Origin of the sequence: Nitrospira sp., from assembly GCA_029194535.1 — a bacterium.
Taxonomy (GTDB): domain Bacteria; phylum Nitrospirota; class Nitrospiria; order Nitrospirales; family Nitrospiraceae; genus Nitrospira_C.
This window is the reverse complement of the sequence record JARFXR010000001.1, coordinates 1,165,931-1,189,868: the sequence shown is the minus strand read 5'-3', so window position 1 is coordinate 1,189,868 and position 23,938 is coordinate 1,165,931. Positions and strand designations below refer to the sequence as shown.

Below are 23,938 nucleotides of genomic sequence, written 5' to 3'. Positions count from 1 at the left end.
GTTACCAGCGGAGATCGTCCCCTGGGACTTCGAAGGCGTTGCAGATATGCTCGATTCGGGCCGGGCCGGGTCCTGATTCCTGCAGCAGCACGACGTCGAACCGGCAGGACCGGCGGCTCCAATGATGCCGCGCGAGAAATTGCGCGGCCAGGCGGATCAGTTTCCGCTGTTTTCGTTCGTGCACGGCATAGAGGGCTCCGCCGAACTGCCCGGTCCGACGCGCCTTAACCTCCACGAATACCAGTGTTGGTCCGTCTTCGGCGACCAAATCCAGTTCACCCACAGAAGAGCGCAGATTTCTCGCGATGATCCGGTAGCCTCTGCGGATCAAAAAAGCCTCCGCCGCCGCTTCTCCTTCTTGCCCAAAGCGTCGTCTGGGGTCAAGGATTCTCACTGAACTGCTCACCCCCATCCATGAAGGACAGCTCAACCTGCCGGAGAGGCCGGGAAATTTGGGTAGACAGGACGTGCGCGACCGGCGCGAAGGTGCACCGATGGATCGCCGACGGTCCGTGCTCGGCCAGACGCTGCCGGTGTTCTTCCGTTCCATAGCCCTTATGGGACAGGAAATTATACTGTGGATAAACGACATGATACTCCGCCATGAGTCGGTCGCGTGTCACTTTGGCGACGATGGAGGCGGCGGCGATGGAGACGGACAGCGCATCACCCTTGATGATGGACCGAACCGGCAGCTTCAACCTCGGCAGGCTGACGGCGTCGACGAGCAGACAATCCGGCAGAGGCGCGACGGCCCCGACCGCGCGGGACATCGCCAGGCGCGTAGCCTCGAGGATATTCAAGCGGTCGATCTCCTCATGGGAGGCCGAACCGATGCCGATGGCGACGGCCCGCTGAGTGATGAGGACGAAGAGGTGGTTGCGCTCGGGTTCGGTCAGTTGTTTGGAGTCGTCGACGCCGACCAAGCGGCACCGGCTCGGTAGGATGACCGCGGCGGCGACGACGGGGCCCGCGAGCGGCCCTCGCCCCGCTTCATCGAGACCGGCGATCCGGCGGTAGCCGCATCGCCTGGCCTCCAATTCAAATTCTTCGGTAGGTCCCACGAAGTCGCCTTCACCTGGAGGTCGTCGCGGCAACCGGTCCTCGTGGTCGAGGGAAAACGGAATGGATCAGACGTGCGCGGGGGTCGGAGATTCGACTCCGGCCTCTGCCGATTCCTCCGCGCGCGCAGCCGGGGCATGGGCTTTGCCGTCGCCCACGAACTCCCGATCTTCCACGCGGGAGAACTTACCCTTCTTCCCCCGAAGATAATAGAGCTTAGCCCGCCTGACTTTTCCTTGGCGCACGACGTCGATCTTGGTGACGATCGGCGAATGCACCGGGAAGATGCGCTCCACACCGACGCCGTAGGAGACCTTGCGCACGGTGAACATTTCCGTGTTCAGCGACCCCTTGCGGGCAATGACCGCTCCTTCATAGACCTGAATACGCTCCTTCTCGCCCTCGATGACCTTCACGTGCACACGGACCGTGTCCCCGATCTCAAAATGGGGCACCGATTTCTTCGTGAGCGAACGTTGTACTCGTTCCAGCTGATTCATGGCTCAACCCTCCTCCCCGCATCGAACCGGCATGGCCGGCGTGCCTTCGCGAATGATGTCGTCCAACAATTGTCGATCTTCCTGATTCAACACGCGATCCCTCAACAGATCCGGCCGCTGGCGATACGTCGTCCGCAACGCCTCCTTGCGCCGCCAGCGGCGGATCGCCTCGTGATGGCCGGACAGGAGCACGTCCGGAACAGCCAGGCCCCGCACCTCGACCGGTCTGGTGTAGTGGGGATACTCGAGCAGCGATTCGCTGAATGATTCCTCCACGTTCGACGCGGGATCGCCCAATACACCCGGCACCAGGCGGGCGGCCGCATCGATCAGCATCAGCGCCGGCAGCTCTCCGCCGGTCAGTACGTAATCGCCGACCGAGACTTCCTCCGGCCGCAGGGCCATCCTGACCCGTTCATCGATGCCCTCATAGTGGCCGCAAAGCATCACGAGCGGTCGCGGATCCTCGGCCAGGTTTTTTGCATATTCCTGCGTAAACGGGCGGCCCTGCGGCGACGGAAACAGCAACCGGATCGACTCGCCCTTCCGCCGGTAGTCGGCCTGAATGTCCTCGACCGCCCGCAGGATCGGTTCGGCCTTCATGACCATGCCCGCCCCGCCGCCGTACGGGGCCTCGTCCGCCACCTTGTGCTTGTCGAGCGTGTAGTCACGCAGATTGTGCACCTGCACGGTCAACAGCCCCTTCTCCTGCGCCCGCTTCAGGATGCTGGCGCCGACGACCGGGGCGATCATCTCCGGAAACAGCGTGATGACGTTACAGCGCATCGCGGTCCTCGACCAGTTCCTCGATCGCCCGCACGGTCATGCGCCGGCCCGGCACATCGACCGAGGCCACGAAATTCTTCACGGCAGGGATCAAGATCTCCCGATCTCCGTCGCGGACGACAATGACATGCTGCCCCGGCAGTTCCCAGATCGCGTCGATCATTCCCAGCGCCCGACCCCCTTCGTCTTCGACGCGCATCCCGATGAGATCGCATTCGTAGAACACGTCGGGCGGTTCAACCGCCTGTTCCCTCTCGCGCGGAGGAACCTGAATCCACGTTCCGCGCAGCAGACCTGCGGCCTCCGGCGTGGTGATGCCGGCGAACCGCATGATGTAGGACGCGCCGGCGCGCCGGACATGCGTGACCTCTTCGTTCCGAACCAGCCCTTCGGCTCCGACGACGCTCACGGACCTCAAACGGTCAAGCCGCCCTGGCACATCGCTCAGCGGGCGAACCTTCACCTCTCCCTTCACACCGAAGGGCCGTTCGATTCTGCCGACGGTGACGCGATCGTCCTGCGCGGCGACCAACGAATTACGCCCCCTTCTTCTTCGCCGTCTTCTCGGTTTCGAACTGCTTCCACAGCCCGGATCGGCGCAACAGAGTCTTGACCGTCACGGTGGGCTGGGCGCCCTGATGCAGCCATCTGAGCACACGCTCCTGCTTGAGCTCCGGCAATCCCGCCGGCTTGAGTGGATCGAAAATCCCCAAAATCTCCAGAAACCTTCCGTCGCGCGGCTTTCGCGAATCCGCGGCCACGACCCGATACAGGGGGCGTTTATGTCGCCCGGTTCTCGTCAATCGCAAATGAACGGCCACTGTCGTTCCTCCTTTGAAATAAGCGAGCCATCTCGAAAGACCCGCTGGAAATCCCCGTCAGCCCGGTTGAGTGTCGATCTGGATGGTCCGAACGCTTGCGCCCCTCGGGAAGCGGCGCGTCACCTCGAGTTGAGCAGCTGCGCCAATTGCCGCCGCCCGCCCGCGCCCGTCAGCATCTTGGCGAGCTTGCGCGCCGAGAGAAACTGTTTGATCAAGCGGTTGACTTCCATCACGTTGGTCCCGCTCCCACGCGCAATCCGCTTCTTGCGGCTGCCGTTGATCAGCGTATGGTCGCGCCGTTCCCGCCGGGTCATCGAATCGATGATCGCGACCACGCGTTTCATCTCCCGCTCCGGCACCTGTCCCTCCATGGCCCCCCGGAGCTTCTGGCCACCCGGCAGCATGCCCAAAATCTGATCCAACGATCCGAGCTTGTTGACCTGGGCCAACTGAGCGCGGAAATCTTCCAGCGTAAAGGTATTGCTCGACAGCCGCTTCTGCGCCTCTTCCGCTTGTTCGCGCGTGAACGTTTCCTGCGCCTTCTCGATCAAGGACAGTACGTCGCCCATCCCGAGAATGCGGGAAGCCATGCGATCCGGGTGAAACAGTTCCAGCGCGTCGAGCTTTTCCCCCACACCGAGGAACTTGATCGGCTGGCCGGTCACCGCGCGGATGGACAACACGGCGCCGCCCCGCGCATCGCCTTCCACCTTGGTCAGAATGATGCCCGTCACGCCGACCCGCCCGTGGAACTGTGCGGCCATGTTGACGGCATCTTGTCCGGTCATCGCATCGGCGACCAGCAGCACTTCATGCGGTTGCACCGCGGCTTTCACCGCCACGAGCTCCCCCATCAACTCATCATCGACATGCAGGCGGCCGCCCGTATCCAACACGACCACGTCGAAACCCTGGTCCATTCCACGCTGGACGCCGTCCCTGCAGATGCGTACGACGTCGCCCTGCGAAGCGCCGACCAGATCCTGCCGGTGCACCTCGACCAGGAGATCGCGTCCCAGGGACGCCAATTGATCGCCGGCGGCGGGGCGCCGGGGATCCGCCGCAACCAGGAGCACGCGTCGACCCTGCTGCTTGAAGAACCGGGCCAGCTTGCCGCAGGTCGTGGTTTTGCCCGCGCCCTGCAATCCGACCATCATAATGACGGTCGGCGGCGTCGAGGCAAGGACAAGGCCGGCCTTCTCCCCGCCCATCATGGCCCGAAGTTCGTCCCAGACCACCTTGACGACCTGGTGGCCCGGCGTGAGGCTTTGCAGCACTTCCTGGCCGACGGCTTTCTTCCCGACCCGTTCGACGAAGTCCTTGACGATCTTGAAATTGACGTCGGCTTCGAGCAGCGCCAAACGGACTTCCTTCATGGCTTCCGCGATGTTCTGCTCCGTCAGCACGCCGGAGCCGCGAAGCTTCTTGAGGATCTTTTCAAATTTTTCGCTGAGCGCGTCGAGCATATCGTCACAAAGAAAAAGGCAATCGAAGCCGCTGTATCCAGATCTCCGATCGCCTCGAAAAATCTAGCAAAAGAGCACCGGCCAGTCTAATGAACCGCTCCAGTGAAGTCAAGGGATCGACAGCAGCGCATTTTGTTGACATGCCCAGGACCTTTCGTTATGGTCCTGAACATGAATCGCTGAATGTCCTCAACGGGTTATGAGGTCGTGATCGTGAGAAAGTCGCCCTGGGTTCTACTCATCTTTCTGCTCATTGGAGGACTCCTTGGCGGGGTGTTGGGGGAGATTCTCCGCGTGATGGCGCCGCAAGGCACCATTCAGACCATCTTCGCCACCAATTTCACGCCGGGCATCAGTCCGCCTCTGACGATCGATCTAATCCTGATCAAGCTGACGTTGGGCTTCAGCTTGAAGATCAGCCTCTTGAGCCTGCTGGGGATGTTTCTCGGCGTCTACCTCTATAAGAACGTCTGACGGGCACTAGGTCTCGGACTTCAACTCCAGGTCCCTGAGCTTCAGCGCTCGGATTCGGTTTCTGAGGACGGCGGCCCGTTCGAACTCCAACAGCTTGGCCGCCTCTTTCATGTCGCGCTCCAACCGTTGAATCAACTGAATCAATCCGGCGCCCGGAGGCTCCGCCCCGTAGGCCGGCTCCGCGTCCGCTGCAAGCTCGAGCTGGACCGGATCCGGCTCGACGCCGGGATAATCCAACACCGGAATACTTTTTCTGATTGAAGTCGGCTCGATGCCGTGCCGCTTGTTATATTCGCGTTGCATCTTGCGCCGGCGCGCGGTTTCATCCATCGCGGCCTTCATGGAGTCGGTCACCGCGTCGCCGTAGAAAATCACCCGCCCGCGGACGTTCCGAGCGGCCCGACCGGCGGTCTGCACGAGCGAGCGATACGACCGCAGGTAGCCTTCTTTGTCGGCATCCAGGATCGCCACCAGGCTGACCTCCGGAAGATCGAGCCCTTCCCGCAGCAGATTGATCCCCACCAGAACATCGAACTGTCCACGCCGAAGATCCCGAACGATCTCGGCCCGCTCCAAGGTCTTGATGTCCGAATGCAGATAGCGCACCTTCACGCCCAATTCGTGATAGTACTCGGTCAGGTCCTCAGCCATGCGCTTCGTAAGGGTCGTCACCAGCACGCGGCCGCCCTGGGTCGTTTCCTTCCGGACTTCTTCCAGCAGATGGTCGACCTGCCCCTTGGCCGGATGGAGTTCGATGATCGGATCGAGCAGTCCGGTCGGCCTGATGATCTGCTCGACGACCCCTCCCTTCACATGTTCAAGTTCATAGGGACCGGGCGTCGCCGACACATAGATGACTTGGTTGAGACTGCACTCGAACTCGTGAAACTTCAACGGCCGGTTGTCCACCGCCGAGGGCAGTCGAAACCCGTATTCCACCAACGTCCGCTTGCGCGAATAGTCCCCTTCGTACATGCCGCCGACCTGGGGCACTGTCGCGTGGGACTCGTCGATGATGAGCAGGAAATCCTTCGGAAAGTAGTCAATCAATGTCGGAGGCGGCTCGCCGGCGGCCCGCCCGCTCAGGTGACGGGAATAGTTTTCGATCCCGTGGCAGTAGCCCATCGCGCGAATCATTTCGAGATCGAACTTGGTGCGCTGCGCGATGCGCTGCGCTTCGACGAGCTGGTTTTGACGCTTAAAAAACGCCACCCGCTCGTCGAGCTCTTCTTCGATGCCTGTGATCGCGCGCTCGTACCGGTCGGGCGCGATCAAATAGTGCGTGTTCGGATAGACGGCCACCTTGGATAGCTTACCCAGCGACTTGCCGGTCAAGGGGTCGATCTGATGGATGGCGTCCACGACGTCGCCGAACAGCTCGATCCGGACGGAGCTGGCCTCCTGCGAAGCCGGAAAAATCTCGATCACGTCGCCGCGTGCGCGAAACGTCCCGCGATGGAAATCGATGTCGTTGCGGGCATACTGAATCTCCACGAGTTTTGCGAGAATCTTTTCACGCCTGATCTCCATTCCCTCTTCGAGGTACAGGAGCATGTCGTGATAGACCTCCGGAGAGCCCAACCCGTAAATGCAGGACACGGACGACACGATCAGCACATCGTTGCGCTGCAGCAGCGACGTCGTCGCCGCATGCCGCATCTGATCGATGGCATCGTTGATCGAGGAGTCCTTCGCGATGTACGTGTCCGTCTGCGGAATGTAGGCTTCGGGCTGGTAGTAGTCGTAGTAGCTAATGAAGTATTCGACCGCATTATGAGGAAAAAACTGCTTGAATTCCTGATAGAGCTGACCCGCCAAGGTCTTGTTATGGACCAGAACCAGCGTGGGTTTCTGGACCCGCTCGACCACGTTGGCCATCGTGAAGGTCTTGCCCGAGCCGGTGACACCGAGCAGCGCCTGATGCCGGCGGCCGGCGAGAACGCCGGACGCCAGCTTGTCGATGGCTTGACCTTGGTCTCCGCATGACGTGAACGGAGCCTCAAGTTGGAACTGCGGCATCGGCACCCTCTTCGGCCGTTACTCTAACACAGGCCCTGGCCGTCTCGCGGCGGGACGCGATACCGCCGTTGCCGTACCAGTACGCAGCCGTCAGCGCCCGAATCCGCTCGAACGGACCGGCAACACGGCTCGACGATGCAGCCCGTCACCGTTCCCGTTCGCCCGATGGATCGGTTCGTTTCGACGGCGATGCCGGTGGTGCGGCTGCTGCTCGCCGTGCGAAAGCGCGACCGCAGGAGGCAAGGCGGCAAACGTCGGCAGCGGCAGCCTCTTGGTTTGGATCCGCAGCTGTCTCACCATCCGCAAATACTCCCGCTCCTCCGCCTCCGAGAGGATGAGGTATGTGGCTCCCTCCTTCTCCGCGCGCCCGGTCCGGCCGGTCCGGTGCACGTATGAATTCGGATTGCCGGGAAGCTCATAGTGGATCACTTGCGCCACGTCGGGAATGTCCAAGCCGCGTGCCGCCACGTCGGTCGCGACCAACGAGCGGATCCGGCCGGAGCGGAATGCACCCAGCGTGCGTTCCCGTTGCGCTTGACTGTGATTCCCGGTGATCGAACCGACGGAGGCCGGCTCTCCGCCCAGTTTCGCGGCCAAACGCCGCACCTTGTACTTCTGGTCGCAAAAGACCATCGACCGCTCGCCCGCCTTCACGGACTGCAGCAACGTGTGCACGAGCTGCGTGCGCGACTGCTCGGCGGGCACCACGTAGTAGGCATGCGTAATCGTGGCGGGGCTGCTGACGCCGGGATCGACCGAGATCCGCGCGGGGTCGCGTTGCATGCTCCTGGCGAGTTCCTGGATCTCCGGCGAAAACGTCGCGGAGAACAGCAAAGTCTGCCGCTCGCGCGGCAACAGGCTGAGGATGCGCTGGATGTCCCGCAGGAAACCGCGATCCAACATCTGATCGGCCTCGTCCATGACCAGCCACGTGACCGCGCCCAGGTGGAGATGGCCTGAGCCGGCGAGATCCAACAACCGTCCGGGGGTTCCGACCACGACCACCGGCGGCCGCCTGAGCGCGCGGTAGTGGCGCTCGATCGGCGTCCCGCCGTACACGGCAAGCGACGTCACGGACGGCGGAGCGTACTTACGCAACTCCGTCTCGATCTGGAGCGCCAGTTCGCGGGTCGGGGCCAGAATCAGGTACTGAGGGTGTCGCCCCTGCGCCGGTCCCGTCGCGGGCCGCAGAGCCCGCTCGATCATGGGCAACAGAAACGCCAAGGTCTTGCCGCTGCCCGTCTTGGCCTGAGCCATCACATCGCGGCCCTCGAGGGCGGGAGGCACCGCTGCCTGCTGAATCGGCGTCGGCACAGTAATGCCGGCCTGCTGCAGACGCTGGGCAAGAAAAGGGGATAGATCCATCTGAACAAACGTAAACATAGCACTCCTTCTGTGGATTGACTTCCCGGGACTGCAAGTCGACCGGTCACACGGTCGAGAGACGCATCGTGAGGATGGGCAATTCTAGGAAGAGAACGGGGCCATCGACACGACGGCCCCGACATGAACCGACTACGGCGCGGACTTAGTGCCGGCCGCCACCGAACCCGCCGCGGCCTCCGCCGCCGGAGCGTGGTTCCTGGGGGCGAGCTTCGTTGACCGTCAACGTGCGGCCGCCCAGTTGGGTACCGTTCAACGCGGTGATTGCAGCCTGCGCTTCCGAATCGCTGGACATTTCCACGAAGCCGAAACCGCGTGATTGTCCGGTGAATTTATCAGTGATGATTCGAGCTGACGCCACCGCCCCATGGGCAGCAAACAAGTCGCTCAGTTGCTGCTCGGTCGTGGAATACGGCAAACCCCCAACATAGATCTTCGAACCCATTGGGTTCCTCCTTTGAGAAAATAGGTGTTGTCTTGGACTTGAGCAGAGGCGAGGAAGGAATGGGCCGAAGACGCAAACACGATGGCGACTTAGGTCTGGCTTCCGATCAGATCCCCGGGCAGAACCAAAACAACATCAGGTATCAGGCCTTGTCACTTTCCGCTGTCGCGCCACCAGGCCTTTCGCAGCGCTACGATTTTGGACTGTACCGCACAACGGCAGAGAATTGCAAGCATCAAGCGAGATCGCTGGCCCATTCGATCGCGTCAGTAGGCAGCCGGCGAGGACAGGGGCCGTTGGGAAAACAGCGGGATCGCGTGCAAGCTGTCGAAATACAAGGATGAATTTCCCGAAAGCACCAATCCTACCTCGCCGAGTCCGAGCGAATGGTCCTGAATGGAGAGGACCAAGGAACCATCGAAAAATGTTTCGATGAAATCTTTGCTGATGATTGTGTTTCGTTGAATTCTGAGTGAATGCCAGTCCACGCTCTTGGGAACGATGGCGGTCTGCCCCAACACCGTCACCTTCCCATCGACCACCCGGACGACCTCCAATCGCTTGGACGAGAGGTCGACGATCGCGGCATAGAATTGCGACGCATCTTTCAGGCCGATGACGATCCCTCCCTGCCCCGTCCCCCCCTCGGCAGGGAAACTCAGAAGAACCGAGACGTCGGGATATTCGTACTGCAGCTTGCTTGCCACAAGCATCCGGTAGCAGACCTCTTGTTTACACGAGGCCACGGCTTTAAGCATGTTGGGAGGCGACGGAGCCCCGAGATTCGACTCGATCGTCCACGTTCCCACGGACTCACCGCCGGAGGTGAGTTGGGAAAATTCTGCCGGCGTTTCGGCCGGACGCTGGTGATCGAAGGTCCAGCGGTTAAACAAGCCGCCGGTAATCTGACCCTTGAGGTTGGCTTCCTTCTCCGTCGTCGTCTCCGCTTGGATCGCCTGGGCCGGCCCAGGGAGGACAGCCGCCTGACTGAGGATGGTCTCGAGCATCACCAGACTGACGTAGCCGCTGATCTTGCGCCGATTCATGATTCGGACGCTTTCCGTTGGCTCGTCAGAGTCGCAATGGACCGGGGATGCCCGATATCGATGATGTCCCACTGACGCCGATCCCTCTCCCGGAGAATCTCTTTTCGGCGCTGCCAGCGGTTCCACGTCCACCAGTGCAGCTTGTCGCGAAAGGTCACCAGCGGGGGACGGACACTGCCGCCGGGCGCGTGGTGAAAATCATACCCCTGATGGGTGTTGCGGCGCTCAAAGAACCGCCGGTACAGATGGTCGTAAATTCCTTTTCCCGCCTCGCCTGCCACGACTGTCGCTCCTTATCTATGATAACAACCGTTCGAGTTCTCTGGGCTCGGTCACCGGGGCTGAACAGGTCCGCCCATGACAGACATACGCCGCCGGATTCCCCTGTATGCCCGTCTTTCCGGCAGCCAGCGGCAACTGAGATCCACTCGCTTGCATCGACTGATCGACCGCCAGCACCACCCGATTCGACAGGTAGCGCTGATGCACCGTCGTCAAGAGCGCCTCCGTCAACGGATTGCCCCGCGATCCGATGACCACCACCTCTTTGGGCTGGGACAGGAGCCAGTCCGCGACGCACAACATGGCCGACGCGCCGTATGGATTCTGCGCCATCGCTCGGTGGAACAGCGTCACGATCCGCCGCGCCCGCTCATAATACCCTTCCTCTCCGGTGAAAGAGAAGAGCCTCAGAAGCAAGGAAGCGAAGACGGCGTTCCCCGAGGGCAGGGCGCTGTCGGTCCCCGACATCATCCGCTGGAGCAGGGCCTCGTGATCGTGGCTCGTGAAGAAGCATCCCCCCGCCGCATCGTCCCAGAAGTGTCTAAGAGCGGCATGCGCAATCTCGCGCGCCTGTTCGAGGTACCATCGGTGCGAGGTCGCTTCAAATGCATCGAGGCAGGCTGTTGCCAACCAAGCCGCATCGTCCAGATATCCATTCAGTCGCCTTTGCCCGGACGTGATCGTCCGGTACACCCGCCCATCCGCATAGGCATAGTCCACCAGGAAGGTCAGCGCCCGCTCGGCGGTCGCCAGATAGGTCGTCGTGCCGAAGGCATGATAGGCGTCGAGGAAGGCGCACACCATCATGGCATTCCAACCGGTCAACCTGTTCTCGTCGCGCGCCGGTCTGGGACGCCGATCACGAACGGCCAATACCTTCGCTCGCGCCGGTCTTAAGAACGCGTCAGACTGCTCCGCCTCGTCCGCGGAAGCCTCGAGTCCGCCCAACCGATGCAGTACGTTCTGCCCGTCAAAATTCCCGCCCTCCGTCACCCCGTAGGCTCGGCAAAATTCCCCACCGAGATCAGCGCCAAGAATCGCCATGAGTTCGACCTGGTCCCACACAAAGAAGGCTCCTTCGCGGCCCTCGCTGTCCGCATCCTGTGCGGCGAAGAAGCCGCCGTCCTGATCGGTCAATTCCCGGCGAACATACTCGAGCGTATCCTCGACGACATGCCGGAACCGCGCTTCCTTGGTCAGCCGCCAACCGTCCAGGTACACCCGCACCAACTGAGCATTGTCGTACAGCATTTTCTCGAAATGCGGCACCATCCACCGACCGTCCACCGAGTACCGGTGGAATCCGCCGCCGAGATGGTCGTAAATCCCGCCCGCTGCCATTTTCCTCAGCTGGAACAAGACCTTCCGCCGGAGCGATTCGTCCTCAGGACAGGCCGAAGACCTCAACATGAAATTCAGCGGCGAGACCGTCGGAAACTTCGGCCCGTCGCCGAAACCTCCATGAACATCGTCGAAGAGGCAGCGCAATTCTTGTCCTGCCTCCTGCAGCAGTCGCTCGGTCAACGGCTCATCGGAGCGTTTCGGTAATCCGACCCGGAGCAACCCCGTCTTGACGCGCTCCACATGCTTCGCGACTTCACCGCGATGGTGGCGATAGGCTTCGATGACCCCCCGCAGGACGTCCGGAAACCCCGGAAGATTGTGACGGGGCGCCGGCGGAAAGTAGGTGCCTCCGTAAAACGGTTCCTGGTCCGGCGTGAGAAACATGGTAAGGGGCCATCCGCCGCCGCGACCTGTAAACACTTGGACCGACTTCTGATAGATCTCGTCCAAATCGGGCCGCTCCTCGCGATCCACCTTCACGTTGATGAAATCCCGGTTCATGAGCGCGGCGATGTCGGCTCGTTCGAACGACTCCTGCGCCATCACATGGCACCAATGGCACGCCGAGTACCCGATGGAGAGGAGGATCGGTTTATCTTCGGCTTTCGCCCGCGTCAGCGCCTCTTCTCCCCAGGGAAACCAGTCCACGGGGTTGGCGGCATGCTGCCTGAGATAGGGACTGGACTCGGCGTTCAGACGATTGGGCGGATGATCGGCAGACTGCGGCTTCACTGGGGCTCCTTCTTTCGGCGCTTCGATGGTAGGGAACCGACCGGAGAGACTGCGATGGGGACCCATCCCTATGTTATAGTCCCTCAAAGATAGCAGATCGATTCGTCGACACCCGCATGAAATTGTCCTTCCCCTCCGTTTCAATCAGCTCAGCGAAACGGCGCTGGGTCGACCGGTGGTCCTGGTTGATTGTCCTGACGCTGTCGTCGACCGCAGCGCCGGCTGGATCTCATCCTGTCGCTTCGTCCAGCGACGCTGGTTCCTTGTCCACGGCGTTGGGTTCCATCTCGAGCACGCGCATGCTGGCCGACATCCAAACGCTCAGCGGACAGGCGTTTGAAGGACGCCAGACCGGCACCGCCGGCGATGTACGGGCTGCAGCATGGGTGGCGGGGCGTTTCGCAGCCCTGCGCCTTACCGTCGATCCCGTGCTTCCTTCCGAGACGGCTGATTCTTCGACCTCCACGCGCGAGCCGGCTCCGTCCGTGCCCGTTTACGTGATCGGCGATGATCCGCACCTGGAGATCTCGACCGCTCGAGGCACGACCATCGGCCGTGCGCCGGCTGACTACCTTCCGATTCTCGACTCCCCCCCGGTCCACGTGACCGCATCGGTCGTCTTCGTCGGCTACGGCATTTCCGATCCGGCCGGCGGCTACGACGAGTACGCCGGTCTCGATGTGCGGAACCGCGTCGTGCTCTTCATGCGGGGCAAGCCGGACCATTATCCGGCGCCCGTTTCTCATGCGGAGAAGGAGCGAATCGCCCGCGAACACGGCGCCGTCGCCTTTCTAACGGTCACCGGTCCGATATTGAATCAGTACGAAGTCCGCCGGGGCATGACGGCCGCCCCCAGCGCCTTCTACGGTCGCCAGGGCGGCATTCTCCCGCTGCCGGGCGCCTGGATCAGTCCGGCATTCGCGGACCACCTCCTCTCGTCGATGGTCCCGGGAGATCAACCTTTGCGCGCCTTGCAAGAGGGTCTGAATCAATCCCGCAGCCCGCGCTCGCAGCCCACCGGCTCTGTGGTCCGTATGGCCTGGGACAGCTGGCGCACGTCAGGTCCGCTCTACAATGTCGTCGCCAGCATCCCAGGACGACAACCGGACCTCAAGGAACAGTCCGTCATCCTGGGCGCCCATCGCGATCACTTCGGACGGCAGGCGGGCTTGCTCTTTCCTGGAGCGGACGACAACGCCTCCGGCACCGCCGTCGTGCTGGAGGTGGCGCGGGTGCTCATGGAATCCGGCCTACGGGCCGCCCGCACGGTCACCTTCGTGTCCTTCAGCGGAGAGGAGCAGGGCCTGCTTGGTTCACAACTCTACGTGAACAGTCGCCCAAGAGATCCCATGAAACCCATCGGCATGATTAATGTCGATCATGCCGGCATAGGGAACGGACGGCTGACGGTCGGAGTCACCGGTTTCGACAAGCGGGCGGCACAAGAGGCGGGGCAGGCGGCGGGCCTCGCGGAGCAATTAGATTTATTCGGGTTTTTCCCCGGCGGAGACCACGTGCCCTTCAAAGAGGCTGGAGTGCCAACCGTCACGGTCGTCAGCGGCGGACCCCACCTCCACTATCACAAGCCGACCGATGCGCCGGAGACGATCAACCCAGAAATCCTGCAATTGGCGGCCCGCTACGTCCTCGCACTGGTCTGGCAATTGGCGGATTCTCGCTAGCGTCCGGAGTCTGAAATGCGCGGAATAAGTCCGGGGCATAAAGTTGTCATCAGTCAAACAGTTGGCTCCAAGAATTATCATGTGAACTTGAGACTCAGGACACTAGCGTGGCGTCCCAGAAGTTCGTTCGTGGTGAGCCCTTCGACTGGCTCAGGACAGGCCTGCCGAACCATGAACGAAACTCCTTGAAAGTGTGCGCCCTTCCGACAGGCTCAGGGCGAACGGATTATTACTGGAACTTACGGGACACTTCAGTAGCGACCGCTCATGTTACGGGCTATCGGCTGCCGGGAACCAGGTCATCCGACCAGGCTGGTTCATCTTTGATCAGGGGATTTCGTCGAGAACTGTCGATTCGATGGGCGGCAGCGGAGCCGTCCTTCGAGGAGGTGGGGGAAGCACGATAGGAGAGCCGACTTGGTTGGCCCCTTGAATCAGGCCGATCGAAAGCTGCGGCCCCAACGTCGTGAGTGCGCCGCTCCACGCTTGGCTCGTCGTGGGGTTTCGGAAGCTGAAGGATTGGAAATTATTCCCGGGGTTGTACATGTACCCTTGCGTCCCTTGGTTGTCGATATACAAACTCCCCGGCCCGACTAAATTGAAGAGCGGCGCGACACCTCCGTCGAACCCTCGTACGCCAGACACCGTTTGCCCCCAAGCCGACGATCCCACGGCGCTGCAGATCAGCAAAACGCAGGAGGCGGTGACCCAGAAGGATGTGGGTGAAGGAACTTCATGACAACCCTGCATAAACCCATTATAGTATGGGACACCTTCCCTGTCGATCAGTCAAAGGGGGAACTATGACACAGAGATCGAAAGTGTCCAGGGCATGCCCGGTGCTTCTGGGCATCGGTCTGACGTGGGCGGCCGGACCAGCCTGGGGCGCGGACGATCTGAAGACTCAGCCGGAAGAGCGACGAGAGGCCATTTCACTGGCCGACGCGGCGCTCCGAGCGTTGAAGAGTAATCTGGACATCAGCATCAGCCGCCAGACGAAAGAGAGCCGGCTCGCCGACATCACCGTGGAGCAGGCCAAATTCGACCCGACCTTGAGCGTCAACGGACAGTACAACCGCTCGGCCAGCCCCCTCAATCGTCCGGTGTTCGGCGGAACCCAGGGCAACTTGACCAATATCCAAGTATTCGATCAGCGGGTCACCCAAGTGACGGTCGACGCGGTCACCAACCTTGTCACCGGCGGCAATATCGATTTGAACTATGCTCCGACGCGAACCAACGTCAACCCGGAGGTCGCCCAGGGGTTCTTGTACAACCCAGCCTATACCAGCAGCTTGGCCATGACCCTGACACAACCGCTGCTCCGGAACGCCGGCATCGACATCAATAAGACGTTCATCAAGGTGGCCCAGAACAACGCCGATGTGGAGCACCATGTCTTTCGCGATCGCGTGTTGACCGTCATCGCCACGGTGGAGCAGACCTATTGGGAACTTGTCTTTGCCAACGAGAATCTGAAGGTGGCGCAAGCCGCCCTCAAAGCCGCGCAGGAGCTGTTGGCCAGCAACCGGGCCAAGTCGAAGGCGGGCGTCATGTCCATCGTGGATGTCCTGCAGGCCGAGGCCGCCGTCGCGTCGCGCGTGGAGCAGGTGCTGGTCGCTGAAAAAGCCATCCGCGACCAGGAAGACCAGCTCCGCCGCCTGCTGAATCCGGGCGAAGAAGACCTGCGGCTGGACGTCCGCCTCACTCCGACTGATCCGCCGGTCACGGTGCTGGAACCGCTGAGTCTCCAGGAGGCGATCGACATCGCGATCGATCAACGGCCTGAGATCGTGCAGGCCAAGAAGAACCTGGACTCCGGCGAACTCAACAAACAGTTCGCGAAGAACCAGCTGCTCCCGACCCTATCGTTTCAAGGGACTATGGGACTGCTCGGCTTGGGCGGCGACTATAAGGGCACCAGCGAGCAGAACATCAGCAGAGATTTCTATAATTACGGCGCCGGCCTCGTCCTGAGCTATCCGCTCGGCAATCGCTCGGCCATCAGCACCTACAACAAACGCCAGCTGGAAGCCAAGAATGCCGAAGCCGCCCTGGCCAGCGTGCGGCAACAGATCATCGTGGGCGTTCGGGAGGCGGTGCGGCGGGTCCAGACGGATTTCAAACGGATCGAGACCACTCGTTCCGCCCGCATCATGGCCGAGAAGCAACTCCAAGCGGAGCAAGAGCGTCTGAAGGTCGGCCTCAGCACGACCCGCTTCGTGCTCGACTTCCAGCGGGACCTCGCGACGGCGCAGGGCAACGAATTGCGCGCGACGGTGGATTACAACAAATCCCTGTCCAACCTCACGAGGCACAAGGCGACGACACTCGACCGCTATCATCTCGAACTGCAGTAGCCGCCTGCAATGGCGCCGCAGCCGGATCGGTCCCTTCAGGATCGCGGCGCGGAACGGGGAGCCGCTGTCGCGCTGCTCCCCATCGTCGCAACGGTTGCGTTTTACAGTCTCTCATCCCGACTCCAAGATCAACCGCCGGTCCAGCTCATTCCACAGCTGTTGGGCTATCTGGCCTGCCTCCTGTGGGCGGCCCGCAATCCCCGGCTTGTGGCCAGTTTCGGCCTCGAACCGGCCAAGCTCGCCGCGGGCGTCCTGAGAGGATTGCCCGTCGGCTGCCTGCTCGGCGCCTTCAATTCGTTCGTGATTCTCTGGTGCGTTCCGCGGACCGGATACGACATCACCTTCCTCACACAAACACCGCACGCCCGGCTCCCGGCCTACCTGATGCTGCCATGGCTCATTTGCGGCATCGCGCTCTTCGTGGAATTCAACTTCCGCGGCTTCCTGCTCGGCCGCTTGCAGTCGCTGGGGAGCACAACGTTCGGAGCCGGCCACCCCCGGCTCGGCTCGAGCCTCGCCGTCGGCCTCAGCGCGCTGACATTTTCCTTCGACCCCTTCATGACGCACACGTTCCGCGAGCTTCACTGGATCGCCCTTTGGGACGGGGCGATTTGGGGCGCGCTTCAAGTCGCGACGCGCAACTTGTATGTGCCGATCACCGCGCATGCAGTCGAGGTCCTCGTCATGTATAGTGTCATACGGTCGGTGCTCCTGGGTTGAGCGGAGCATGAATCCGTCATTTTCCAGTTACCTCGTCAACGATGTGTTCGGCGATCCCGGCGTGTACGTGGACGTGCGCTGGTCGAGACGGGCGTTGCTCTTCGACCTCGGCCGGAACGACAGGTTGGGGCCAACGAAGCTGCTGCGGGCCGGCGACATCTTCATCTCGCACACGCACGTGGATCACTTCATCGGATTCGATGCGGTCCTACGCGTGGCCCTCGGGCGGGGTAAGACTGTGCGTCTGTTCGGTCCTCCCGGCCTCATCGATAATGTGGACGGGAAACTCCGCGGCTACACATGGAACCTGGTGGACGGCTATCCCCTCAGCCTGGACGTCCGAGAGTTCCATGCCCGACAGGTCCGGAGGACGCGTTTTCACGCAAGCGACGGTTTCGCCCCGGAGGAGGAGGCCTCCTCCTCCCTGACGCCGGATCTTTCAACCGGTCAATTCATGGTCCTCGAAGATCCCATGTTCACCGTGCGTGCCGTTGCCTTGAACCACCGGATTCCATCGTTTGCGTACGCGCTGGAGGAGCAGTTTCACATCAACGTGAACAAGCAGCGGCTCCACGACGAGGGCCTGCCTGTCGGCTCGTGGCTCAAGGACGTCAAGCAACACATCTGGCAGGGCCGATCCGACGATTTCCCCTTCACCGCCACGTTGTATGACGAGCATCGGCGCGAAGAGCGCGACTTCCTCCTGGGTGATGTGAAGGAGCGGTTTCTCACGATCTCGCGCGGACAGAAAATCGTCTATGTCGTCGACACCCGCTTCGATCCGGACAACGAGGCCAAGATCGTCGCCTTGGCGCATGAGGCCGATACGCTCTACTGCGAGTCCCCCTATCTCGACGCCGATGCGGCCAAGGCTTTTGACCGCTATCATCTGACGGCTCGGCAAGCCGGGTCCATGGCGCGCAAGGCCGGGGTACGGAATCTGGTCGTCTTTCACTATTCTCCGCGGTATACGGGACAAGGCGACGCGATCGAACGGGAAGCCATGGAAGCGTTCCGCGGCTATTGAGGAGAATCTGTCGTGAACGAACTCGTCAAGTACGGCGTGTATTTCCTGCTCGGGGGTACCATCGTCAGCCTGTCGACCTACTTGGGCTCACAAGGACGTTCCTTTCTGGCTGCCTTCGCCAGTACGTTTCCGGCCATTACCGGCGCGACGTTTCTTCTGATCTACTTGAACGACGGCACGGACTCTCTCGTGGGCTATGCAAAGAACCTCTTGTGGTTCGTCCCGCCGTGGATCGTCTACGTCGTCAGCATGATCGTCGGAGTTCCGCGCCTGGGATTCTGGCCGGGTGCCACCATATCGCTGACGCTGTATATGATGGGTATCGCCCTCCTAAGGATAACCCTGCGATGACCGCTTGCCCGCCTCTTGAGACTCTTGCGTTCAGTGTGATGTGAATGACCCGAGCTTCGGGCCTCGGCTCCGGGTAATGAGGGATGATGCTGTATCGTTTGGAGGAACAGGCGATCAAGAGGGAAGCGAGACTAGCAGGCACCGAAGTGCAGGCGGCTCAACTCTCTCATCGCCGATACCAATTGCTCGATGGTGTCGGTGACGGCCGCGCTGGCCTTGTGCGACGGACCTATGCCCCCGGCCCAGATGTCCGGAGGGTTATCCAATTCCAGCACGTTCTGACAGAATCTAGTCAATGAGTGCTTCCAATAGATGCCGTCCTGCTCCTGTTGGATGAACTGCTCCCGGTCCACCGTAAAGGGCCGGTCGAATTGTCTGGCTCGCATCTGCCACATCTGCTCCATGGCATGCTGCCGTTCCCGGCTGAACTCCAACGTCGTGGCCTTTTCGTTCAAGGCGGCAAACAACCCCCCAATGACCCGCTCGACCTCGGATTCTGGAAACATGCCGACACAGGATTGCACCACGAGATATTTGTGGAACAGAAAGACCTCGGCGCTGACGCGGGCCTCGTTCGCCGACGGGTCGTAGGCCCGCGCCAATTCCTTCAGGGCCTCGCCGGATTGCCCTTCCAGGCTGGAGCCGAGCAGGACCGCTAACCGTCGGCCTAGGCTCAGATAATCAGCGGGCGTAGAAGACCGTGCCATACGAATCGCAGCTCCTCCCGTCTGGTGGCGCGCCGGCCCCGTCATGTGATACGCGCCTGCGAAGCGCACCGCCCCATATTCTCATTCAGCGGGGGAATCCCCAAGACAAAGCGGCATTCTTTCCTCTCCGTTCCGGACAGCTTCATTGAAGACGCCGACGGCTCTTGCTAGGATGACCGGTCTTGCCCGACTCAGGAGGAGCGCGTGTCGCCGCCTATAGAGCCCGAATCCACGGTCCGTAGCCTGATCGTCGAAGGAGCGCGGCAAAACAACCTCAAGAATATTTCCCTCACTCTGCCTCACGATCGCGTCACCGCCGTGACCGGGCTGTCCGGATCGGGGAAGTCCTCATTGGCCTTTGACACGCTGTTTGCCGAGGGGCAATGGCGCTACGTCGAATCACTCTCGACCTATGCGCGGATGTTTCTGGAAAAAGTCTCCCGCCCCGACGTCGACCGCATCCTCAACGTTCGCCCGGCGATCGCCATCGAGCAGAAAAACCAGGTGCGCACCGCCCGCTCGACCGTGGGGACATCCACCGAGATCGCCGACCTGCTGCGCCTGCTGTTCGCCAAAATCGGCAAACCGATCTGTCCGGACTGCGGCCTAGAAGCCCGGGCCTTTCATCCGGACACGGTGGTCGATGACCTGCTCGCCCGTTTCTCCGGCGCACGGGCCATGATCCTGTTCCCAATCGACGCGCCAACCGCCAAGCAGGAACAGGACTTCCGGCAAGCCCTACTGACCAGAGGCTACGCCCGCCTCAAGCTCGGAGAGGAGGTCGTCGATTTGCACGACGCGGCGCAGTCGCTTGCTCGAACAGGAGGCGCCCTGTACGTCCTGCTCGATCGCCTCGTCCTTGGACAGGACAACCGGTCGCGTCTCGCAGAGGCCGTGGAAACCGCATTTCGAGAGGGGGAGGGCCGGTGCGCCGTCGAAGCGATCGGCAGCGGCATACAGACCTACAGCAGCGGGTTTCTCTGTCAGCGCTGCGGCCGGACATTCGAGCCGCTGAGGCCCGTTTTGTTCTCGTTCAACCACCCGCTCGGCGCCTGTCCCGAATGCAAAGGCTTCGGTAACGTCTTGCGATACGATCCGGAACTGGTGATTCCCGATCACGGCAAATCCCTGGCCGAAGGGGCCGTCGAACCCTGGAGCAAAGCCGGCACCGACTGGTGGCAGAAGCAGATGTTGCTGGCCATGAAGCGACAGAGAGTGGACATCTCGGCGCCCTTCAAGAACCTGTCTCAGGCGATCCGGGACCTCCTCTGGAAGGGCGACAAGTCCTTCGACGGCATCAACGATTTCTTCAAGTACATGGAAGGCAAGCGCTATAAGCTGCACGTCCGGGTCCTGCTTAGCCGCTATCGCACGCCCGTCAGCTGCCCGAGCTGTCACGGCAGCCGCCTGAGGCCCCAAGCCCGCTTTGTGAAGGTCGGCGACAAAGACATCCACCACGTCGCCGAGATGACGGTCGATGCTGTCGTTGCATGGCTGAACGACCTGACCTTGAGGCCGTTCGAGATGGGGATCGCCGCGGACCTGCTCAGACACCTGCGGGCCAAGCTGGGATTCCTGGCGCGGGTGGGGCTCGGCTACCTCACATTGGGCAGGCAGACCAGAAGCCTATCCGGCGGCGAGGCGCAGCGCGTTTCGCTGGCCAACCAGCTCGGCGCGAGGTTGGTCGGGACACTGTACGTCCTCGACGAGCCGACCATCGGATTGCATGCACGAGACACCGCCCTGCTCGCGGAGATTCTCAAGGATCTCGCGACAGCCGGAAACACCGTCGTGGTCGTCGAGCATGACCGCCGGATGATCGAGTCCGCCGACTATATCGTGGAGCTGGGGCCGCAGTCCGGCGAGAAGGGAGGGGAAGTCGTCTGCGCCGCTCCGGCGAAGGAATTTTTGTCGGACCGGAATGCGATCACAGCGCGTTACCTTCGCGGCGAGGAGCAGATTCCGGTACCGAGAATACGCCGTCGAGGTAACGGCAAACTGCTGGTAGTTGCCGGCGCCAGCGAACACAACCTGAAAGACCTCCTCGTCCGGCTGCCGCTTCACATGCTGATCTGCGTCACCGGAGTCTCGGGATCCGGCAAGAGCACGTTGGTCGAAGACGTCCTGTATCGCGCGCTGGCCCGCGCATTTCGCGTGGAGTCGCTGCCGATGGGTCGGTTCTCCGCAATCAAAGGGATCGAGCATCTCAACGGCGTCCGGCTGATCGACCAGCAGCCGATCGGACGGACGCCGAGATCCAATCCCATTACCTATTTGAAGGCGTTTGAGGAGATCAGACGGCTGTTCGCCTCCGAGCGAGACGCGTTGCGCCGGAACTTCACGCCGGGACATTTCTCATTCAATGCGGCGGGCGGGCGGTGCGAACGCTGCGAAGGCAGCGGCGTGGAAAAGCTGGAAATGTATTTTTTCGAGGATATCTATGTGCCCTGCGAAGTGTGTGAGGGGAAACGATTCAAGCCCGACGTTCTGGCCATCCGCCATCGAGGGAAGAACATCTCCGACGTGCTCGCGATGACGGCGGCCGAAGCCCTATCGTTTTTTTCAGGTGTGCCCAAGCTGCAGGAACGCCTGCATTTGCTCTCCTCCATCGGCTTGGGATACTTGCGCCTGGGACAATCCGCCACGACCCTCTCCGGTGGCGAGGCCCAACGGCTCAAGATCGCCGCCGAGCTGGCTATGAATGGGGATGGGCATCGGAGGGGAACCGACAAAGACAGGCACCGCCATGGGCGGAGCCAGTCCCCAGGCATGCTCTACATCATGGACGAACCGACGACAGGGCTGCACCTCGACGACGTCAAGAAACTGTTGGCGGTCCTTCACAGACTCGTCGATGCGGGCAATACGGTGCTCGTGGTCGAGCACAACCTGGACGTGATCAAGTCCGCCGATTGGATCGTCGATCTCGGGCCGGAAGGTGGCGAAGCCGGCGGCCGGATCGTGGCCGAGGGAAGGCCAGAGCAGGTGGCAAAAGTGACAGCGTCTCACACCGGACGGTTCTTGGCAAAAGCGTTATGAGAGCAGCGGTAGTGCCCCTGCTGCCGTTTCCTGAGGTGCATGACTATACTTCATGTACATAACGGAGATATCATGGGCGTCGCGCTCAAACACAAGCATCTCGTGCTGGACCAGCGTAAGATCAACGCGGCAAAGCGATACTTCCGTGTAGCTTCCGAGCAGGAAGCGATCGACAAAGGCTTGTCGCTCCTCGTCGAAGAACAACGGCTCAGCAAGGGGCTGCGGCCGTTCAAGGGAGTCTTGAAAGGTGATGAGCGACCATGGCCTTACCGATAGGCGGCAAGGTCGTCATTCTGTCTTCTGTTCGTCCTTGTTCTCTTCTTGCGGCGCATGCCCACCGGATAATCGCTTGTGCAGATACTGTTTGCTGACAGTGGTAATGAGAAAGGCCACCCCGATGGCGATGGGAACGAACACCGCCGACGCGATATTGGCGTTCTTGATCCATCCCGCCTCGTAGAGCCCCTTGAGAATGTATCCCGCCAATCCTGCCAGATAATAGGCGATGACGATCACCGACAGGCCCTCGACCGTATGCTGGAGGATCACCTGGCTCTTCGTGGTCTTGTCCACGCTTTGCAGAAGCGCGAGATTCTGCGCCTGAAGAATCAGATCCACACGCGCCCGGATGATCGAAATGATGCCTTCAAAGCCGGCTCGTAGGGTGTCGATTCGACGGAGCAGTTGCTGATAGCCTTCCGCCACACCCGTAATGCCGCCGAGCACATAGTCGGACACAGGCCGATAGGAGTCCAGGGGACGCTCGGCCAAGGAACTCAGTGTGGCATGCACGATCTTGTCGTACGGCAAAGACGCGGACAATTCAAAGTGAAGCCGGCCGGCGATGCGATTCGTCTTGAGCAGATCCTGAGTGAGGCTGTTCAGCCAGCGTTGCAGTGTTTGCGAATCCGCGTGGCCGATATGACTGCTGATGACTTCGCGCTGCTTCAAGTGAACCTGTTCGAATTTATATATCTGATCCACGGCGGCGGAGAACAAGGGCTTCTGCATCAGCAACAGATGGTAGTAGGTCTCGATCCGGACGATGGCATCGACGATATCTTTCAGACGCGATGCGACCCTCTGCGGCTGTCCGACGCTTACCCAATACCGTTCGCGCCCCTGCTCATCCGGGGTAAAGCTCGTCACCACGGTGGTCTGTTCGTCGAGAATCCGGCTCCCGTACAACACCGGCCCCGGCAACAGCGATCGCAAGCGCTCGCGCGACGGCGCCGTGTCCAAAGCGAGCAGGATGTCGAGACGGCACACTTCCGCGCCGAGCGGAGTCACGGGGAACTGATAGCCGGGAAAGGTCAAAGGACCGAAGGACGTCTCAGCCCACGTCGGGAGAGGCAGATGCCAGAGCTGGTAATTGTAATACTCGGTATGAGCCTGCCAGACGGCGATCAACCGTTCTCCGGTCGCCGTCTCCTTGACTCCATAGCCGAACGTTTCGTGGAGGAACACCTGTTCATCCGGCACGGAAAAGGCGGAGAGTATGGACTGGAATTCTTCCCGGCTGGCCTTCCGCTGCACCGGAGGATCGGACATCCGGAAGGCCATGTAATGGACGTGGGCAGGAGCCCTGAGCCATTCAATCAACGGCGTCTGCGGCCGCTCGTGGAGTCTCTTCAGCATGGCCTCGGTTCCGGACGGTGAGGACTCTCGTTCAGTCATCGCTCCCCCTTACGG

At 61.3% G+C, this 23,938-nt stretch carries 24 protein-coding genes; 8 read left to right on the top strand and 16 right to left on the bottom strand.

Features of this window, described 5'->3' with window-relative positions; translation table 11 throughout:
• Position 1: 1 nt before the first annotated feature.
• From P0111_05420 to ffh, 7 genes are all read right to left on the bottom strand, one after another.
• Entirely contained in the window at positions 2-412 is a 411-nt protein-coding gene (locus P0111_05420; GenBank protein ID MDF0643447.1) for a YraN family protein, read from the bottom strand.
• Complete coding sequence (locus tag P0111_05415) at positions 381-1,064, bottom strand: ribonuclease HII (protein MDF0643446.1); 684 nt, start codon at positions 1,062-1,064, stop codon at positions 381-383. The genes P0111_05420 and P0111_05415 overlap by 32 nt, the downstream gene beginning before the upstream one ends.
• A 66-nt stretch (positions 1,065-1,130) precedes the next feature.
• Positions 1,131-1,562 carry a 50S ribosomal protein L19 gene (gene rplS, locus P0111_05410; GenBank protein MDF0643445.1) on the bottom strand — a complete coding sequence of 144 codons (432 nt, stop codon included), beginning with the start codon at positions 1,560-1,562 and terminating at the stop codon, positions 1,131-1,133.
• Between the two features lie 3 nt (positions 1,563-1,565).
• On the bottom strand, positions 1,566-2,348 hold the full coding sequence (gene trmD / locus P0111_05405; GenBank protein ID MDF0643444.1) for a tRNA (guanosine(37)-N1)-methyltransferase TrmD: 783 nt from the start codon (positions 2,346-2,348) through the stop codon (positions 1,566-1,568).
• Positions 2,338-2,880, bottom strand: coding sequence for a ribosome maturation factor RimM (gene rimM, locus P0111_05400; protein MDF0643443.1), 543 nt, complete (start codon positions 2,878-2,880; stop codon positions 2,338-2,340). Before rimM ends, trmD begins: the two co-directional genes overlap by 11 nt.
• A gap of 4 nt (positions 2,881-2,884) precedes the next feature.
• Entirely contained in the window at positions 2,885-3,169 is a 285-nt protein-coding gene (gene rpsP, locus P0111_05395; protein ID MDF0643442.1) for a 30S ribosomal protein S16, read from the bottom strand.
• 119 nt (positions 3,170-3,288) lie between these two features.
• Positions 3,289-4,635 carry a signal recognition particle protein gene (gene ffh, locus P0111_05390; GenBank protein MDF0643441.1) on the bottom strand — a complete coding sequence of 449 codons (1,347 nt, stop codon included), beginning with the start codon at positions 4,633-4,635 and terminating at the stop codon, positions 3,289-3,291.
• A 183-nt stretch (positions 4,636-4,818) separates the two neighbouring features.
• Between ffh and P0111_05385 the strand changes: the two genes are divergently transcribed.
• Positions 4,819-5,109, top strand: coding sequence for a DUF4321 domain-containing protein (locus tag P0111_05385; protein ID MDF0643440.1), 291 nt, complete (start codon positions 4,819-4,821; stop codon positions 5,107-5,109).
• A 6-nt stretch (positions 5,110-5,115) separates the two neighbouring features.
• On the opposite strand, the gene uvrB is transcribed toward P0111_05385, so the two are convergent.
• From uvrB to P0111_05355, 6 genes are all read right to left on the bottom strand, one after another.
• Entirely contained in the window at positions 5,116-7,128 is a 2,013-nt protein-coding gene (uvrB, locus tag P0111_05380; protein ID MDF0643439.1) for an excinuclease ABC subunit UvrB, read from the bottom strand.
• 90 nt (positions 7,129-7,218) lie between these two features.
• Positions 7,219-8,511: a DEAD/DEAH box helicase gene (locus P0111_05375; GenBank protein ID MDF0643438.1), complete on the bottom strand. Its 1,293-nt coding sequence runs from the start codon at positions 8,509-8,511 to the stop codon at positions 7,219-7,221.
• A 145-nt stretch (positions 8,512-8,656) separates the two neighbouring features.
• Positions 8,657-8,956 (bottom strand): RNA-binding protein, encoded by a 300-nt coding sequence (locus P0111_05370; protein MDF0643437.1) that lies wholly within the window; start codon positions 8,954-8,956, stop codon positions 8,657-8,659.
• A gap of 266 nt (positions 8,957-9,222) precedes the next feature.
• On the bottom strand, positions 9,223-10,002 hold the full coding sequence (locus P0111_05365; GenBank protein MDF0643436.1) for a hypothetical protein: 780 nt from the start codon (positions 10,000-10,002) through the stop codon (positions 9,223-9,225).
• A complete protein-coding gene (locus tag P0111_05360) occupies positions 9,999-10,283 on the bottom strand; it encodes a hypothetical protein (GenBank protein ID MDF0643435.1) in 285 nt (94 codons plus the stop codon). The genes P0111_05365 and P0111_05360 overlap by 4 nt, the downstream gene beginning before the upstream one ends.
• Positions 10,284-10,299: 16 nt before the next feature.
• Positions 10,300-12,360, bottom strand: a complete 2,061-nt coding sequence (locus P0111_05355) for a thioredoxin domain-containing protein (GenBank protein MDF0643434.1) — start codon at positions 12,358-12,360, stop codon at positions 10,300-10,302.
• Positions 12,361-12,659: 299 nt separating this feature from the next.
• Here P0111_05355 and P0111_05350 point away from each other — a divergent pair, with 299 nt between their 5' ends.
• The gene (locus P0111_05350) at positions 12,660-14,042 is read left to right on the top strand and encodes a M28 family peptidase (GenBank protein MDF0643433.1); all 1,383 of its coding nucleotides are present in this window, start codon (positions 12,660-12,662) and stop codon (positions 14,040-14,042) included.
• Between the two features lie 327 nt (positions 14,043-14,369).
• Here P0111_05350 and P0111_05345 read toward each other — a convergent pair whose 3' ends face one another.
• On the bottom strand, positions 14,370-14,687 hold the full coding sequence (locus P0111_05345; protein MDF0643432.1) for a hypothetical protein: 318 nt from the start codon (positions 14,685-14,687) through the stop codon (positions 14,370-14,372).
• A 158-nt stretch (positions 14,688-14,845) separates the two neighbouring features.
• On the opposite strand from P0111_05345, the gene P0111_05340 reads away from it, so the two are divergent.
• Genes P0111_05340 through P0111_05325 form a run of 4 tightly spaced genes read left to right on the top strand, consistent with a single transcriptional unit; the run spans position 14,846 to position 18,500 of the window.
• Positions 14,846-16,402, top strand: coding sequence for a TolC family protein (locus P0111_05340; protein MDF0643431.1), 1,557 nt, complete (start codon positions 14,846-14,848; stop codon positions 16,400-16,402).
• A 9-nt stretch (positions 16,403-16,411) separates the two neighbouring features.
• A complete protein-coding gene (locus P0111_05335) occupies positions 16,412-17,122 on the top strand; it encodes a hypothetical protein (protein MDF0643430.1) in 711 nt (236 codons plus the stop codon).
• Between the two features lie 7 nt (positions 17,123-17,129).
• Positions 17,130-18,149 (top strand): hypothetical protein, encoded by a 1,020-nt coding sequence (locus P0111_05330; protein MDF0643429.1) that lies wholly within the window; start codon positions 17,130-17,132, stop codon positions 18,147-18,149.
• Between the two features lie 12 nt (positions 18,150-18,161).
• Entirely contained in the window at positions 18,162-18,500 is a 339-nt protein-coding gene (locus P0111_05325) for a DUF3147 domain-containing protein (protein MDF0643428.1), read from the top strand.
• A gap of 131 nt (positions 18,501-18,631) precedes the next feature.
• Here the strand turns inward: P0111_05325 and P0111_05320 are convergent, their stop codons facing one another.
• Complete coding sequence (locus P0111_05320) at positions 18,632-19,207, bottom strand: hypothetical protein (GenBank protein MDF0643427.1); 576 nt, start codon at positions 19,205-19,207, stop codon at positions 18,632-18,634.
• A gap of 204 nt (positions 19,208-19,411) precedes the next feature.
• On the opposite strand from P0111_05320, the gene uvrA reads away from it, so the two are divergent.
• Both uvrA and P0111_05310 read left to right on the top strand, forming a co-directional pair.
• The gene (gene uvrA / locus P0111_05315) at positions 19,412-22,246 is read left to right on the top strand and encodes an excinuclease ABC subunit UvrA (protein ID MDF0643426.1); all 2,835 of its coding nucleotides are present in this window, start codon (positions 19,412-19,414) and stop codon (positions 22,244-22,246) included.
• Positions 22,247-22,318: 72 nt separating this feature from the next.
• Complete coding sequence (locus tag P0111_05310) at positions 22,319-22,522, top strand: hypothetical protein (GenBank protein MDF0643425.1); 204 nt, start codon at positions 22,319-22,321, stop codon at positions 22,520-22,522.
• Between the two features lie 12 nt (positions 22,523-22,534).
• Here the strand turns inward: P0111_05310 and P0111_05305 are convergent, their stop codons facing one another.
• The gene (locus P0111_05305) at positions 22,535-23,884 is read right to left on the bottom strand and encodes a DUF3422 family protein (protein MDF0643424.1); all 1,350 of its coding nucleotides are present in this window, start codon (positions 23,882-23,884) and stop codon (positions 22,535-22,537) included.
• Between the last annotated feature and the right edge of the window lie 54 nt (positions 23,885-23,938).